The organism is Pseudomonas sp. MOIL14HWK12:I1, assembly GCF_000510705.1.
In the GTDB taxonomy this organism is placed as follows: domain Bacteria; phylum Pseudomonadota; class Gammaproteobacteria; order Pseudomonadales; family Pseudomonadaceae; genus Chryseomonas; species Chryseomonas oryzihabitans.
In genome coordinates, this window is record NZ_KI783307.1 from 1,606,211 (window position 1) to 1,621,472 (window position 15,262).

The window sequence follows — 15,262 nt, forward strand, 5'->3', positions numbered from 1 at the left end:
CCGCCGCCCCCGGCGATGCTTTAAGCTCGCCGGCCTTACCCCCTGGAGCGGTGTCATGGAAAGGTCTCGCAGCAATCGTCAGGCCATGTGGAAGGCCATCAAGGATCCGCGCTTCATCCCGGTCGTGGTGGCGGCCGTGTGCATCGTGCTGTTCTTCGTATTCGGGCTGATCGACGTCCTGGGCAACTGATCTTCCGCCGGGACGCCGGCCTATCCCTGCTGCGGACAGGCCATCATTCCTGCTCGCCCGGCCCGCGTGGACGGTCACCCAGGATGGTCGCCCGATGCATCACACGCCGCTGCGGACGATAGTCGTCACAGGCGTAGTGCTGGGTGATGCGGTTGTCCCAGAAGGCCAGATCGCCCGCCTGCCACTGCCAGCGCACCTGGAATTCCGGTCGGGCGGCATGGGCGAACAGCAATTGCAGCAGCGCCTCGCTCTCGGCTTCTGCCAGCTCGACGATCCGGGTGGTGAAGCCGGCGCTGACGAACAGCCCCTTGACCCCGGTTTCCGGGTGCACCCTCACCACCGGATGACGCACCGGCGGGTTGGCCGCGCGTGCCGCATTGAAACGCTGCAAGCCTTCCGGCGTCTGGCCGAAGCGCTCCAGCGGAAAGGATTTGCTCAGGTCGTGCCAGGCACTGAGACCGTCGAGCAACTCGCGAAGGGGTGCGGACAGCGCCGCATAGGCCGCGGAATTGCTCGCCCAGAGGGTATCACCGCCATAGGCAGGCACCTGGCGGGCGCTGAGCAGCGACCCCAGCGGCGGCGTCTGGATGAAGGTCACATCCGTATGCCAGAGCGCGTTGTCCCTCAGATCGTTCAACTCGGTATCCAGCACCAGGATTTCCGGCTGCTCGGGATGCTTGGGATAGATCGGGTGGATGTGCAGATCGCCGAAATGGGCCGCCACGTCCCGTTGCTGGCGTGGCGTCAGCAACTGGTCACGCAGAAACAGCACCTGATGCTCCAGCAGCCCCTGGTGGAGTGCCGTGTGGCTGGCGGCGTCCAGGGGCTCGCGCAGATCCAGGCCATGGACGCGTGCCCCGAGGGCGGGGCTCAGACGTTCGAAGGTAAGGGGCATGGACGTCTCCCTACTGCCAGCCGGCATAGCGCCGCTGCAGGGCGCGCAGGCCCAGTTCGATGGACAGGGCGATGCTGGCGATCAGCAGGATGCCCACCACCACCACGTCGGTGGCCATGAACTGGGCGGCCGATTGCACCATGAAGCCCAGGCCCCGATTGGCCGCGATCAACTCCGCGGCTACCAGGGTCGACCAGCCCACCCCCAGGGCGATCCGCAGGCCGGTGAGGATGTCGGGCAAAGCACTGGGAAGGATGACGTGCCGCACCACCTGCCCTCGCGAGGCGCCCAGGCAGCGCACTGCCTGGCGTCGCGCCGGATCGACCCGGCGCACCCCACCCACGGTGGCGATCAGCAAGGGCGCGAACAACGCCAGATAGATCAGCAGCACCTTGGACAGCTCGCCGATGCCGAACCAGATCACCATCAGCGGCAGGTAGGCCAGCGGTGGAATCGGCCGATAGAACTCCACCAGGGGGTCCAGCGCGGCGTTCAGGGTCGGGTTGAGGCCCATGGCGATGCCCAGGGGTACCGCGGTCAGCACGGCCGCCAGTAGCGCCGCCAGCACCCGCAGCAGGCTGGTGCCCAGGTGCTGCCAGAGGCTGGCATCCAGATAGCCGTCGGCGAGCAGTCCCTGCAGAGCGACCAGCAGTTGTTCGGGCGACGGCAGGAACACGGTATCCACCCAACCCAGATGGGTCGCGCTCCACCAGAGCGTCGCCACGCCTGCCAGGGTGCCCAGCGCTGCCACGCGGCGGCGGTCCAGGTGCAGTCGACGACGTTCCCGGGTATCGCGCAGGGAGGTTGTCAGGGTGTCAGAGGACATGATCGGGAGACTCCTGCAGAAAGAGGTCGAGCAGCTCCTGGCGCAGCTCGGCGAAAAGGGGATCGGCCTTGATCGCGCGAACGGGCTCCCCCGCCAGATAGCGGCGGGCGAAAGGCACCTCCAGACGGCGGACGATGCGCGCGGGCGGTCCGTCCAGCACCAGCAGTTCGGTCGCCAGAAACAGCGCCTCGTCGACGCTGTGGGTGATGAGGAACAGACCCTTGCCGGTGCGTTTCCATACGTCCAGCAACAGCACCTGCATGCGTTCCCGGGTCAGGGCGTCGAGGGCGCCGAAGGGTTCGTCGAGCAGCAGGAAATCCGGATCCACCGCCAGGGCGCGGGCCAGACCGAGGCGTTGGCGCTGGCCACCCGAGAGTTCGCCGATGGCGTGCTCGGCGTGCTGTGGCAGCCCCACCAGCTCGAGCATCTCGCGGGCCCTGGCCTCGCGCTCGGCACGACCCAACCCGCGCAGGCGCAGGCCCAGGGCGACGTTGTCGAGCGCATTGAGCCAGGGCATCAGGGCGTCGTCCTGGAACACCACGCCGCGTTCGCCGCCCGGCCCCGCCAGGGTCCGGCCATCGAGCTGCACGCGCCCTTCATCCAGGGATTGAAAACCGGCGAGCACGTTGAGCAAGCTGGATTTGCCACAGCCGGACGGACCCAGGACGACCAGGGAGGCGCCCTTCTCCACCGCGAGGTCGAGACGCTGCAGGATCGGTTGACGACGGCCACGGCGGACGAATCCGAGGCTGGCCTGTTCCAGGGTGAGTCGACTCATGACCGGCTCCTGTCGGCTGGGAAAAAAAGCCCCTCCGGAGAGGGGCGAATCGTGGCGTGAGAGGATCGCTATTGAGCCTTGCGGACGTATTCGGCGCTGACATAGGGCGAGTAGTCGTCGAGCACCGTGGGAATGCGCTTCTGTTCCTTGAGAAATTCGGCGGTGTGGGCGATGGCCTTGGCCGTGCCGCCACCGAGCAGATCGGGCCCGAGTTGCGCCTGGGCATCCGGATAACGTGAGCCGGCCAGTAATTCGGGGATGTCCGCGGCGTCCGCGCCGGTCAAGCGAGCGATCTTTCTGGCCTGCTCGGACTGCGCATCCCATGCCTTGCCATGGGCCTGGTAGTCGGCGAAGGCCTGCAAGGTGACCTTGGCGTACTGGGCGATGACTTCGGGATGCTTTTCGGCGAAGTCCTTGCGCGCCACCCAGACCTCGAAGGTTGGCGCACCCCAGCTGCCCACCTGGGCGGCATCGGCGAGCACCTTGCCGTTCTTCTTGATCTCGCCCAGCGCGGGTGACCAGACGAAGGCGCCATCGATATCACCGCGGCGCCAGGCAGCGGCGATCTCGGTGGGATTGAGGTTGACGATCTTGACCTTGGTGGGATCCACGCCCCAGTGCTTGAGGGCTCCCAGCAGGCTGTAGTGGGAGGTGGAGACGAAGGGCGTGGCGATGGTCTTGCCGACCAGTTGCTCGGGTCTGTCGATCCCGCTGCCATCGCGTACGACCAGGGCTTCGGCGGAATCGATTTGCGCGGAGACGAGGAAGGTCACCAGCGGCAGCTTGCGCGAGGTGGCCGCCGCCAGCGGGCTGGAGCCGAGATTGCCAATCTGGACATCACCCGATGCCAGCGCGGCGACGACCTCGGGACCGCTGTTGAAACGGCGCCAGTCGATCTTCTGGCCAATCGCCTGGTCGTAGCGGCCATCGGCCTGGGCGACCTTGGAGGGATCGACACCGGTCTGGTAGCCGACCACCAGATCGGCAGCGGTCGCTTGCACCGCGAGCGTTGCCAGGCCTGCAGCCAGCGCCAGGGATTTGAACAGCGAATTCATGAAGGCCTCCTTGTCGGCAGGCACGCCGGAGCGCGCCCTCGGCATCGACTCGATGCCTGTCGGAGGCCAAGCTAAACGATCTAAGTATCGTCAGATAAATAACGAAAAGGAATCAGCTTAGGCAGGGTGCTGAACGGTTGCGGACACCGCCTGCTTCCACCAGAAAGGAGAACACGGCCTGGAACCAGGCCGCGGAAGGCAGCAATCAGCCCTTGCGCTGATTGAGGAAGCGGAAGCAGCCGGCCAGCAGGTCGTCGAAGCGCCAGGGCTTGGGCAGGTAGTAGATGTCCGGGGCGCGCTCGGGCTGGAGCTCTTCGAAATAGCCCGAAGAGACGATGATGGGCAGACCCGGCAGCTGCTGCTTGACGCGGCGCGCCAGCTCCAGGCCGTCGATCGCACCCGGCATGCGGACGTCGGTGATCAGCAGATCAGGCGTCGGACGCGCACTCGACAGGTATTCCCAGGCTTGATCCGCGGTGCCGAAGGTGTGCACCTGAAAGCCTTCGCCTTCGAGCACCTCTTCCATCAGCCCGAGCAACATGTTCTCGTCTTCGACGACCACTACCACTGGTTTCATAAATCCGTCTCGATCTCCGCAGGTCCGCCATCTGACTGGACGTATCTCGTTGGGGCGCGAATTCTACTCCTATCCGGCGTCCGCTGCGCACTCTCCTCTGAGCTTAGACGCGAGGTGCGACATCCTGCCCCACTGATCGACAGAAAAAAGCCAGCACTGCGCAACAGGCATCGCACCTATTGGGGTGGTATTACTACCCAGGAACCGTTTGCCGGACATCCGGGGAACCGTGGCGAAGCCCCTCAGTCGGAAAACAGGTGTCTCGAAAGGCTTCCCGCGGTTCCGGCGCGTCAGCTTTTCTGGATCACGGGGAGCCGTCTGCCTGAGGAAATTGCGCATGACGGCCATCGACTGGACGGGTTGGCTCAACGCCCCCTGGATCACCACGCTGATCGCGGCGGGGGTCGCCCTGCTGATCAGCAGCGTCGCCATGACCCTGGCGTTCGCGGCCATCCGCCGCCTGGCCAATCCCTTCCTGCTGGCGCGCAACCTGGTCAAGTACGCCGAGAAACCCGCGCGCCTGGCCGTGCCGCTGGTGGTGTTGCAAGGTGTCTGGAATTCCGCACCCGATGCCCTGCCGCTGTTGCGTGCCGTACAGCACCTCACCGGTCTGCTGAGCATCGCCGCCTTTACCTGGCTGGGCCTCCGGGCGGTCAAGGCCGTCGGCGCGACCATCGCCCTGCGCAATCCCGTGGATGTGGCGGACAACCTGCGGGCCAGGCGGATCCAGACGCAGAATCGGGTGCTGGTGCGCAGCCTCAGCTTCATCGTCCTGCTGGTGGGCATCGCCCTGATGCTGATGACCTTCCCGGCGGTTCGCCAGGTGGGTGCGAGCCTGCTCGCCTCGGCCGGGGTCGCAGGCCTGGTCGCGGGTATCGCTGCGCGACCGGTCCTGGGCAATCTCATCGCCGGCCTGCAGATCGCCGTGACCCAGCCGATCCGGCTGGACGATGTGGTCATCGTCGAAGGCGAATGGGGCCGGGTGGAAGAGATCACCGGCACCTACGTGGTGGTCCGCATCTGGGACGACCGCCGGCTGGTGGTCCCGCTGCAATACTTCATCGAGACGCCCTTCCAGAACTGGACGCGCTCGTCTTCCAGCCTGATCGGGTCAGTCTTCATATGGGTTGACTATTCCCTGCCCCTGGCACCCATCCGCACCGAATTGGAACGCGCCTGTGCCGAGGTGCCCCATTTGTGGGATGGCCGTGTCTGCGTGCTGCAGGTGACCGATGCGTCCCACGATTCCATCCAGCTGCGCGTACTGGTGAGTTCGGGCGATTCCTCCAAGAACTGGGACCTGCGCTGCTTCGTGCGCGAGCGGCTGATCACCTACATCAATCGCGAATATCCCCTCTGCCTGCCCAAGCTGCGGACCGAACTTGGACGCCGTGACGTCCACCCCGCGCCACTATCCGACGAAAGGCAAGAGCCGGTCGTTCGTCAGCCAGAAGTCTGATTTTTCGGCCAATTGTCGCGATCAGGTGACCATCAAGCGGTTCACCTGGCGGTTATTCAGGGGTGCCGGCCCGAACCGCGACGGCTTTCGGGCATGCATCTGGCAATACGAAGCAAGACCGCAACATTCGAGCGGGAAACTTGTGACGTTGTCCGTGAGTCAGTGCGAGAGCAATCTGGAAATCCGCGAAGCAGTTCTCGCCCAGATCCAGACATCTCAAGAAGAGGTGACCGGCAAAAAGGCTGTAGCAGCTCGGCTGTAGGCGTTTTTGAACCAGGAGCATCGAGCTTCAGGAAAGAAGCAATCAGGTAAACCTCAGTCTCGAACTTGCTGCATTGGGAGCGCACCATGGCAAATGCCGTCGTGGGGAAATTTGGGGCTCTGGAGCCCGTTGAAACTGCCACTCGCACCACCAGATCCAGCTCTCCTCGCAAGCGCACGGACGAGCCTCAGCTGACGCTGAGCTCCGTCGTCGAAAGTCGCAAACGCATTCTTTTCGTGACCCCGGAAATTTCCGACTTCGTCAAGGCCGGTGGCCTGGGCGAGGTATCGGGCGCCCTGCCGCGCGCCCTCGCCGCCTCCCACGACGTCCGGGTGTTGATCCCCGGCTATCGTCAGGTGATGGCCGCGATCAAGGATCGCGTGCAGATGGTCGGCCGCATCGCCGCCCGCGCCGCCATGCCGGCCTGCGAGATCGGTCGCGTCAACCTAGAAGACGGCCTGGTCGTCTATGTGCTGATCTGCCCCGAACTCTATGAGCGCCCGGGCAACCCCTATGGCGACCTGAACGGTGCCGACTGGGCCGACAACCACATCCGCTTCGGTCGCCTGGCCAGCGCTGCCGCCGATTTCGCCCTGGGCGACGCCTCCATCCGCTGGGTGCCGGACCTGCTGCACCTCAACGACTGGCAGACCGGCCTCGCCGCTGGCTACCTGCGCTGGAAGGGTGCCAGCACCCCGTGCCTGACCACCATCCACAACCTGGCGTACCAGGGTCTGTTCCCGGCTTCGGTCATGGCCGATCTGGACATTCCCGCCCACGCCTTCCAGATGGAGGGCCTGGAGTTCTGGGGCAAGGTGTCCTTTCTCAAGGCCGGTCTGGTCTATGCCGACCACATCACCACCGTCAGCCACACCTACGCCCAGGAAATCACCACCGCGGAATTCGGTTGCGGCCTCGAAGGCCTGCTGCAGGTCAAGGCCCGCGACGGCAAGCTGACCGGCCTGCTCAACGGCATCGACGATGGCTGGAGTGCCTGCAGCGACCCGCACCTGTGCCAGCAATTCACCGAATCGGACTGGGACGGCAAGGCGGTCAACGCCGCGCGCATTCGCGAGGAATTCGGCCTGGAGCCCTCCAACGGCCCGCTGTTCGCAGTGGTCTCCCGACTGGTCCAGCAGAAAGGCATCGACCTGACCATCGAGGCGGCCGATCACATCGTCGCCCGCGGTGGCCAGCTGATGATCATCGGTTGCGGCGAGCCGCACATCGAGCGCCAGGTACGGGCCCTGGCCCTGCGCCATCCCGGTCGCGTCAGTGCCCACATCGGCTTCTGCGAGACCGAAGCACGGCGCATGTACGCCGGGAGCGACTTCCTGCTGATGCCCTCGCGCTTCGAGCCGTGCGGTCTGAGCCAGATGTACGCCCAGCGCTTCGCCTCCCTACCGATCGCCACCCGCACCGGTGGCCTGGCCGACAGCATCGAGGACGGCACCACCGGCTTCCTGTTCGCCCCGCTGTCGCTGGAAAACTACATCAGCGCCATCGACCGCGCCCTGGGTGTGTTCGAACGTCAGGACCTCTTGCTGGCCATGCGTCACCGCGCCATGCAGGGCCCGTTCTTCTGGTCCGAATGCGCCAAGCCCTATGCCTCGCTGTACCTCGATCTGCTCCAGACCACCGCTCACCAGGAGCGTCAGGTCGGCGCCTGAGGCGCAACCTGACTACCAAGCGCTTTTCCCTCGGCAAAAGGCCGACGAAAAGCGCTTTCCCCGCCTAACTTTGCGCAACTCTCACCGGTCATAACAGCAACTGCGGCCAACTGGGCCGCAGCGTCTTTTCTGCCGTCCGGTTTCGGGAGTTCTCTATCCATGACTGATATTTCGCGCGACGCAGCCGCGGTGACCGGGGGCTATGTCTGGCAGACCCGTGCCGGTGCCACCCTGGTGAGCAAGGAACGCACCCTCTTCCACTTCTGGGCGCCCAGCGCCGACGCCGTGTCGGTGGTCCTGGAAGGTGGCATGACCCTTCCCATGGAAGCCGAGCAAGACGGCTGGTTCGCGGTGGAGGCCCAATGCGGTGCCGGCACCCGTTATCGCTACCAGATCAAGGACCTGCTGGTCCCCGACCCGGCCTCCCGCGCCCAGGCCGGCGATGTGCACGAGCCGAGCATCGTCATCGACCCCACCACCTACCACTGGCAGACCGTCGAGTGGCAGGGCCGTCCCTGGCACGAGAGCGTCATCTATGAATTGCACGTCGGCACCCTGGGTGGCTTCGCCGGCGTCGAGAAGCTGGTGCCGCGCCTGGCGGCACTGGGCGTCACCGCCATCGAGCTGATGCCGCTGTCGGAATTTCCTGGCGATCGCAACTGGGGCTATGACGGCGTGCTGCCCTACGCGGTGGAAGCCTCCTATGGCACCCCGGACGACCTCAAGTCGCTGATCGACACCGCCCACGGCCATGGCGTCATGGTCTACCTGGACGTGGTCTACAACCACTTCGGACCGGACGGCAACTACCTGCACGCCTATGCCGAGCGCTTCTTCCGCGAAGACATCCATACGCCCTGGGGCGCGGCCATCGATTTCCGCCAGGACGCGGTACGCCGCTACTTCATCGACAACGCCCTGATGTGGCTGATGGAGTATCGCTTCGACGGCCTCAGATTCGATGCCGTCCACGCCATCAACGACAAGGGCTTCCTCGAAGAGATGGCCGAGGAGATCCGCAGCACCGTCGAGCCGGGTCGCCACATCCACCTGATGCTGGAGAACGAGGACAACACGGCCACGCTGCTGGGTGGCAAGCACTACAACGCGCAGTGGGCGGACGATTGGCACAACGTCATCCACCCCATGCTGACCGACGAGAACGAAGGCTACTACCAGGACTTCACCGAGGACGCCACGGCCAAGCTGGTGCGCTGCCTGGGCGAGGGCTTCATCTACCAGGGCGAGCAGACCCGCCATGGCAAGGCCCGTGGTGAACCCAGCAAGGACCTGCCGGCCTCGGCGTTCGTCATCTTCCTGCAGAACCACGATCAGGTCGGCAACCGCGCCTTCGGTGAACGCCTGACCCGTCTGGCGCCCGAGCCGGCGCTAAAGGCCGCCACTGCCCTGCTGCTGCTCAGCCCGATGATTCCGCTGCTGTTCATCGGTGAGGAATGGGGCAGCCGCCAACCCTTCCTGTTCTTCACCAGCCACAACGACGAGCTGGCCGAGCTGGTCCGCGACGGCCGTCGCAACGAATTCAAGGACTTCGATTTCTTCACCAGCGAAGAGCATCGCCAGCAGATCCCCGACCCGAACGCCGCCAAGACCTTCGAAGATTCCAAGCCCAATTTCGGCGAGGCCGATCAGCCCGATCACGCCGCCTGGCTGGGGCTGTATCGCGAGCTACTGGAAATCCGCCGCCGCGAACTCTTCCCGCGTCTGGAAGGTGCTCGCCCCATGGGCGCCGAAGCCCTGGCCGAGCGCGCCGTACGGGCGCGCTGGAGCCTTGCCGACGGTAGCCGCCTGACCATCGAACTCAACCTGAGCGACAAGGCCGTGCCGGTGGACGAGGCTCCCCAGGGCGAGCTGCTGCACAGCAGTGACGCCAGCGCAACGCCGACCCGCCAGGACGGCACCCTGGCCGCTCACTCGGCACTGGTCTGGCTGGAGAAAAAGGCATGAGTGGAGATCGTCTGGAACAATTGGCGGAGGCCGCGGGCATCGCCATCGAATGGACCGCCTACGACGGCAAGCGCCAACGGGTGAGCCCCGAGGCCCTGCGCAATCTGCTCAAGGCCATCGAGTTGCCAGCGGACAGTGACGACGAGATCGACACCAGCTTGCGCAAGCTGGCCGAGGTGGGCGACAAGCACCATCTGCCGCCGCTCATCACCGCGGTGGTCGGCAAGCCGGTTGGGGCGCCGGACCAGTTCAAGCGTGGCGTCCGCTACCAGGTGCAGCTGGAAGGCGGCGAGCGTCTGGACGGTCAGGTCGACGACCGCGGACAGCTGGCGCCGATCAGCGCCGCCGGTTATCACCAGGCCGAGGTCGATGGCGAAGCCCTGACCCTGGCCGTGGCGCCGGAACGCTGCTTCACCATCGCCGACGCCACCGGTAACGAGCAGGCCCGTCTCTGGGGGCTGGCCGTGCAGCTCTACAGCCTAAGGCGCGAAGGGGGCAGCGGCGCCGGCGATCTGCTGGGCCTGGTGCACTTCGCCAAGGCCGCAGGCAGCAAGGGCGCCGACGCCTTGGCCATCAGCCCGCTGCACGCCATGTTCAGCGCCGACGGCAGTCGCTACAGCCCCTACTCCCCGTCGAGTCGGGTGTTCTTCAACGTGCTCTATGCCGCGCCGGAGCTGGTCCTGGGTGCCGAGCCGGTGCGCCAGGCCATGCAGCGCGCCGGCCTGCAGGCCGAAGCCGAGCGCCTGGAGCAACTGGAACTGATCGACTGGCCGGCCCTGGCCAGGCTGCGGCTGCGCTTGCTGCGCACCCTGCACCTGGATTTCCGTACCGCTGGCGGTGAGCTGCGCGAGCGCTTCGAGGCCTTCCGCCGCGACGGTGGCGACGCCCTGGAAAACCATTGCCGCTTCGAAGCCCTGCATGCCTCCTTCACCCAGGGCGATGCCTCGCCCAGCTGGCAGCATTGGCCCCAGCAGTATCGCGATCCCAAGAATCCGGCCGTGGCCGAATTCGCCGAACGCCATGCCCAGGACGTGGAGTTCTATGCCTTCACCCAGTGGCTGGCCAGTGAAGGACTGTCGGCGGCCCAGGCGCAGTGCCGCGAAGCAGGCATGAAGATCGGCCTGATCGCCGACATCGCCGTAGGCGCCGACGGTGGCGGCAGCCAGGCCTGGAGTCGCCAGGAAGAGCTGCTGGCCTCGGTCACCGTGGGTTGTCCGCCGGATCTGCTCAACCAGAAGGGCCAGGGCTGGGGCATTTCCGCCTTCTCCCCCACGGGCATGGTCAAGCATGGCTTCCGCGCCTTCATCGAGATGCTCAGGGCCAACTTCGCCCATGCCGGCGGCGTGCGCATCGACCATGTGATGGGGCTGCAGCGCCTCTGGCTGGTGCCCGAGGGTGCCTCCCCGGCCGACGGTGCCTATCTCTCCTATCCCATCGACGACCTGCTGCGGCTGGTGGCGCTGGAATCCTGGCGCTATCGCTGCGTGGTCATGGGTGAAGACCTGGGCACCGTACCCGAGGGCTTTCGCGAGCGGCTGGCCGAGCGTGCCATCATGGGCATGCAGGTGCTGTTGTTCGAGCGCGATGGCGACGCCTTCAAGCCGGCCGCGCAGTGGTCGGACACGGCCATGGGCATGCCCACCACCCACGACCTGCCGACCCTCACCGGCTGGTGGCAGGGTCGCGACGCCGATTGGCAGGAAGAACTCGGACTGCTGCCCGACGGCACCTCGCGCCAGGACCGTCTCGACGAGCGTGCCAAGGATCGCCAGCAGCTGGCCAAGGTGCTGGAACTGGACGACACCCGGGAAAGCAATGTCGAGTCCGCCGTCGATGCCGCCATCGACTTCATCGGCCGCACCCCGGCGCCGCTGATCATCCTGCCGGTGGAAGATGCCCTGGGTCAGCTGGAACAGGCCAACCTGCCCGGCACCACCAACGAACACCCCAACTGGCTGCGCCGCTGGGACGACCCCGCCGAGCGCCTGCTGGATGCCGCTACCCCTGAACGACGCCTACGCGTGCTGAGCACTGCTCGTAACAATCCGGAGAACACTCGATGAGTCGCTTGCGCGCTACCGTACGCCTGCAGTTCCACAAGGACTTCACCTTCGACGACGCCCTGCCCTTGGTGGAGTACTACGCCAAGCTGGGCATCAGTCATTTCTATGCCTCGCCCATCACCACCGCACGCGCCGGTTCCGTGCACGGCTATGATGTGGTCGATCCGACCCGGGTCAACCCGGAACTGGGCGGCGAAGAGGCGCTGCGGCGCCTGGTCGCCCGCCTGCGCGAACACGGCATGGGCCTGATCGCCGACTTCGTGCCCAACCACACCAACGTGGGCGGCTCGGAGAACGCCTGGTGGCTGGACATCCTCGAATGGGGTCGCCAGAGCCGCTACGCCAGCTTCTACGACATCAACTGGTACGGGCCCGACCCGGATCTGCAGGGCCAGGTGCTGCTGCCCTTCCTCGGTGACGCCTATGGCAACGTGCTGCAGGCCGGCGAACTCAAGCTGGTGTTCGACGGCGAGCAAGGTGCCTTCCGCGTCGAGTACTACGCCCACCACTTTCCGATCAATCCGGGTACCTACGGCCAGATCCTGCGCGAGAGCGACCTGCCCCAGCTGAGTCTGTTCGCCGATGCCTTCTCGGCACGGGCCAAGGACCTGGAAGAAGCCCGTGGCGCCCAGCGCCAACTGGCCGATGCCGCCAAGGACCCCGCCGTCGCCGCCGCCATCGACAAGGCGGTCGCCGCCTTCGACGGTAGCCAGCCGGCCAACCAGGAGCGGCTGCACGCCCTGCTGGAGAGTCAGCACTATCGCCTGGCCAGCTGGCGCACCGCCTCGGACGACATCAACTGGCGGCGCTTCTTCGACATCACCGAACTGGGCGGCCTGCGCATGGAGCGCCACGAGGTGTTCGAGGAAACCCATTCGCTGATCTTCCGCCTGATCAGCGAAGGCCTGCTCGACGGCCTGCGCCTGGATCACATCGATGGTCTGGCCAATCCGCGCGCCTATTGCCGCAAGCTGCGCCGTCGCGTCGACGACCTCTGCGCCAGCCGCAGCGGCGGTGCGCCGGAGGACGGCTTCCCCATCTACATCGAGAAGATCCTCGCCCAAGGCGAGCAGTTGCGGGAAGGCTGGGGCATCGACGGCACCACCGGCTACGAATTCATGAACGAGGTGTCGGCGGTGCAACACGCCGCCAGCGGCGAAGCCCCGCTGCGCCAGTTCTGGGCGGAGCGGACCGGCCGCACCGAGGACTTCCTCGAAGAGGTGCGGGAAGCGCGCCGCCTGGTGCTCACCACCGCGCTGAACAGCGAATTCGAATCGGCCGTGCATACCCTGCACCTGCTGGCGCAGCAGGACTGGCGCACCCGCGACACCAGTCAGGGCGCCATCCGCCGGGTGCTGCTGGAGCTGATCGTGCAGTTCAAGGTCTATCGTACCTACGCCGGCGCGGCGGGCTTCGTCGGCAACGACGCCCAATGGTTCGATACCGCACTGGAAGCTGCCCGCCCCCACGTCAGCGAGGCGGAGCAACCGCTGCTGGAACAGCTGCGCGCCTGGCTGGGTGGCGACGCCCCGCGTCACAAGCCCGTGGGCAGCGTGGCCCGCCGCGAGCAGCGTCGTGCCATCACCAAGTTCCAGCAACTCACCTCGCCGATCGCCGCCAAGGCGGTGGAAGACACGGCCTGCTATCGCTCCGCGCCGCTGCTGTCGCGCAATGACGTGGGCTTCGATCCGCAGCATTTCGCCCAGCCGGTCAGTGCCTTCCACCAGGCCAGCGGTTGGCGCGCCGAGCATTTCCCGCGCAACATGCTGACCACCGCGACCCACGACCACAAGCGTGGCGAAGACACCCGCGCGCGCCTGGCCGTCGTGTCGGAACGCCCGGACGCCTATATCGCCCAGGCCACCCGCTGGATGGAACAGGCCGCACCGTTGCGCGGCCAGTGGAACGACGCCCCGGCGCCGACGCCGGGCGATGAACTGATGCTCTACCAGACCCTGCTCGCCAGCTGGCCGCTGCAGCTCCAGGCCGATGACCAGAAGGGTCTGGAGGCCTATCTGGAGCGCCTGCTGCAATGGCAGGAAAAGGCCCTGCGCGAAGAGAAGCTGGAGTCCGATTGGTGGGCGCCAAATGGCGACTACGAGGCGGCCTGCAAGGCCTTCCTGGAAGGTCTGCTCACCGACGACAACTACCGCGCCCTGCGCGGCGAGATCGTCACCGCGGTCCGCGAACTGGCTCCGGCCGGTGCGCTGAACGGCCTGGTGCAGATGCTGCTGCGCAATACCGCGCCCGGCGTGCCCGACCTCTACCAGGGTGGTGAATTCTGGGACTTCAGCCTGGTGGAGCCCGACAACCGCCGTGCCGTGGACTACGCCCCACGGCAGCAGGCGCTGGCCAAGCACGCTTCCGTCGAGGCTGCCCTGGATGCCTGGCAGAACGGCGAGATCAAGCAACAGGTACTGGCTGCCGTCCTGCAGCTGCGCAAGCAGCAGCCGCAGCTGTTCACCGAAGGTCGCTACCTGCCCCTGACCGTAGTGGGTGCCCATGCCGATCAGGTGCTGGCGTTCGCCCGGACCTGGGAGCAACAGGCGGTGATCGTCATCGTACCGGTGCATGCCTCCGACCTCATGCAGAACGATGAAAATCTCCGCTTTTCCGCAGAGGCCTGGCAGGACACCCGGATAAAACTTCCGGAAACCTTGTCCATGTACCGTTTTGGGGAAACTTTTGCCCCGGCATCTGTCCATGACCAGAAGAAAGAGCTTTCTGTCGGCGAGGTTCTGGCACGTTTTCCGCTTGGATTGCTCAGCACACAAGACATCACTCAAGGAGCCGCACCGCAATGACCCAAAAAGACGAACGCATCCAGCAGCTCGCCTATCAGATCTGGGAGTCCGAAGGACGGCCGGCCCACGAACACGATCGCCACTGGGAGATGGCGACTCGACTGTACGAAGCCGAACAGGAAGGCGTGGCCAAGAAGACCGCGGCCAAGAAGCCTCGCGCGACCAAGGCTGCGGCAGCGAGCGCGGAAAAGCCCGTCGCCAGCAAGCCCCGCACCACCGGCAAGACCAAGAGTGGCAGCGAGAAGGCCGCTACCGAAGCCGCAGCGGCCGGTGAGTCGGTAACCGAGAAGGTGGAATCGGCGGCCAAGAAGGTTGCCTCCAAGGTCAAGCAGGCGGTCAAGCCCAGTGCAGGCAAGACCGGCGCGAGCAAGACCACCGCCAGCAAGGCCAAGGCCGATGCCAACGTCGAGGCAACCGGCGTAGGCGTGGCGCCGGCCACGCCGAAGAAGCCGCGCGCGTCCCGCGCCAAGGCGGCCACGACCAAGCCCGCCGCCACCGAGTGATGTGATGTTTCGGCCTGGCCGTCCGGCCAGGCCTTCCCCCCGCCGCCTCGCTGCGGTGTCTGCGTTATCGCTGTTTTCCAGATTTTTTCCTGAAAAAACAACGCTTTGTCGGTTCGCCATCAGGACTCGGAACTGCGCTGCGTCGGGCCTTTCATATGCAGGTAGCCGGATCTGTATCGATTCAGCCACCGGCAGGTATTGAGAGCCGAGTCAGA

At 65.8% G+C, this 15,262-nt stretch carries 12 protein-coding genes; 7 read left to right on the forward strand and 5 right to left on the reverse strand.

Annotation, left to right across the window (positions count from 1 at the left end; genetic code table 11):
* Positions 1–55 precede the first annotated feature (55 nt).
* On the forward strand, positions 56–190 hold the full coding sequence (locus tag PSEK12I1_RS25025; RefSeq protein WP_256204061.1) for a hypothetical protein: 135 nt from the start codon (positions 56–58) through the stop codon (positions 188–190).
* A gap of 43 nt (positions 191–233) precedes the next feature.
* Here the strand turns inward: PSEK12I1_RS25025 and tauD are convergent, their stop codons facing one another.
* The 5 genes from tauD to PSEK12I1_RS0117415 form a co-directional block, all read right to left on the reverse strand.
* Positions 234–1,085, reverse strand: coding sequence for a taurine dioxygenase (gene tauD / locus PSEK12I1_RS0117395; protein ID WP_027602400.1), 852 nt, complete (start codon positions 1,083–1,085; stop codon positions 234–236).
* Positions 1,086–1,095: 10 nt separating this feature from the next.
* On the reverse strand, positions 1,096–1,911 hold the full coding sequence (tauC, locus tag PSEK12I1_RS0117400; RefSeq protein ID WP_027602401.1) for a taurine ABC transporter permease TauC: 816 nt from the start codon (positions 1,909–1,911) through the stop codon (positions 1,096–1,098).
* A complete protein-coding gene (locus tag PSEK12I1_RS0117405; protein ID WP_027602402.1) occupies positions 1,901–2,689 on the reverse strand; it encodes a taurine ABC transporter ATP-binding protein in 789 nt (262 codons plus the stop codon). The genes tauC and PSEK12I1_RS0117405 overlap by 11 nt, the downstream gene beginning before the upstream one ends.
* Positions 2,690–2,757: 68 nt before the next feature.
* Complete coding sequence (gene tauA, locus PSEK12I1_RS0117410) at positions 2,758–3,744, reverse strand: taurine ABC transporter substrate-binding protein (protein WP_027602403.1); 987 nt, start codon at positions 3,742–3,744, stop codon at positions 2,758–2,760.
* A gap of 205 nt (positions 3,745–3,949) precedes the next feature.
* On the reverse strand, positions 3,950–4,321 hold the full coding sequence (locus PSEK12I1_RS0117415) for a response regulator (protein ID WP_027599241.1): 372 nt from the start codon (positions 4,319–4,321) through the stop codon (positions 3,950–3,952).
* Between the two features lie 337 nt (positions 4,322–4,658).
* On the opposite strand from PSEK12I1_RS0117415, the gene PSEK12I1_RS0117420 reads away from it, so the two are divergent.
* The 6 genes from PSEK12I1_RS0117420 (at position 4,659) to PSEK12I1_RS0117445 (ending at position 15,047) form a co-directional block, all read left to right on the forward strand.
* Entirely contained in the window at positions 4,659–5,780 is a 1,122-nt protein-coding gene (locus PSEK12I1_RS0117420; RefSeq protein ID WP_037007055.1) for a mechanosensitive ion channel family protein, read from the forward strand.
* 348 nt (positions 5,781–6,128) lie between these two features.
* Positions 6,129–7,712 (forward strand): glycogen synthase GlgA, encoded by a 1,584-nt coding sequence (gene glgA, locus PSEK12I1_RS23915; protein WP_051399149.1) that lies wholly within the window; start codon positions 6,129–6,131, stop codon positions 7,710–7,712.
* Positions 7,713–7,871: 159 nt separating this feature from the next.
* A complete protein-coding gene (treZ, locus tag PSEK12I1_RS0117430) occupies positions 7,872–9,677 on the forward strand; it encodes a malto-oligosyltrehalose trehalohydrolase (protein WP_027602405.1) in 1,806 nt (601 codons plus the stop codon).
* Entirely contained in the window at positions 9,674–11,740 is a 2,067-nt protein-coding gene (gene malQ, locus PSEK12I1_RS0117435; protein ID WP_027602406.1) for a 4-alpha-glucanotransferase, read from the forward strand. Before treZ ends, malQ begins: the two co-directional genes overlap by 4 nt.
* Positions 11,737–14,544 carry a malto-oligosyltrehalose synthase gene (gene treY, locus PSEK12I1_RS0117440; RefSeq protein ID WP_027602407.1) on the forward strand — a complete coding sequence of 936 codons (2,808 nt, stop codon included), beginning with the start codon at positions 11,737–11,739 and terminating at the stop codon, positions 14,542–14,544. Before malQ ends, treY begins: the two co-directional genes overlap by 4 nt.
* Positions 14,541–15,047, forward strand: coding sequence for a DUF2934 domain-containing protein (locus PSEK12I1_RS0117445; RefSeq protein ID WP_027602408.1), 507 nt, complete (start codon positions 14,541–14,543; stop codon positions 15,045–15,047). The genes treY and PSEK12I1_RS0117445 overlap by 4 nt, the downstream gene beginning before the upstream one ends.
* The last annotated feature ends 215 nt before the right edge of the window (positions 15,048–15,262 follow it).

Excerpts from the sequence above, each read along its gene's own strand:
- PSEK12I1_RS0117405 (WP_027602402.1), bottom strand. The coding sequence starts at position 2,689 with ATGAGTCGACTCACCCTGGAACAGGCCAGCCTCGGATTCGTCCGCCGT.
- tauD (WP_027602400.1), bottom strand. The coding sequence starts at position 1,085 with ATGCCCCTTACCTTCGAACGTCTGAGCCCCGCCCTCGGGGCACGCGTC.
- PSEK12I1_RS0117445 (WP_027602408.1), top strand. The coding sequence starts at position 14,541 with ATGACCCAAAAAGACGAACGCATCCAGCAGCTCGCCTATCAGATCTGG.
- treY (WP_027602407.1), top strand. The coding sequence starts at position 11,737 with ATGAGTCGCTTGCGCGCTACCGTACGCCTGCAGTTCCACAAGGACTTC.
- tauA (WP_027602403.1), bottom strand. The coding sequence starts at position 3,744 with ATGAATTCGCTGTTCAAATCCCTGGCGCTGGCTGCAGGCCTGGCAACG.
- PSEK12I1_RS25025 (WP_256204061.1), top strand. The coding sequence starts at position 56 with ATGGAAAGGTCTCGCAGCAATCGTCAGGCCATGTGGAAGGCCATCAAG.
- PSEK12I1_RS0117420 (WP_037007055.1), top strand. The coding sequence starts at position 4,659 with ATGACGGCCATCGACTGGACGGGTTGGCTCAACGCCCCCTGGATCACC.
- treZ (WP_027602405.1), top strand. The coding sequence starts at position 7,872 with ATGACTGATATTTCGCGCGACGCAGCCGCGGTGACCGGGGGCTATGTC.
- glgA (WP_051399149.1), top strand. The coding sequence starts at position 6,129 with ATGGCAAATGCCGTCGTGGGGAAATTTGGGGCTCTGGAGCCCGTTGAA.
- tauC (WP_027602401.1), bottom strand. The coding sequence starts at position 1,911 with ATGTCCTCTGACACCCTGACAACCTCCCTGCGCGATACCCGGGAACGT.
- PSEK12I1_RS0117415 (WP_027599241.1), bottom strand. The coding sequence starts at position 4,321 with ATGAAACCAGTGGTAGTGGTCGTCGAAGACGAGAACATGTTGCTCGGG.
- malQ (WP_027602406.1), top strand. The coding sequence starts at position 9,674 with ATGAGTGGAGATCGTCTGGAACAATTGGCGGAGGCCGCGGGCATCGCC.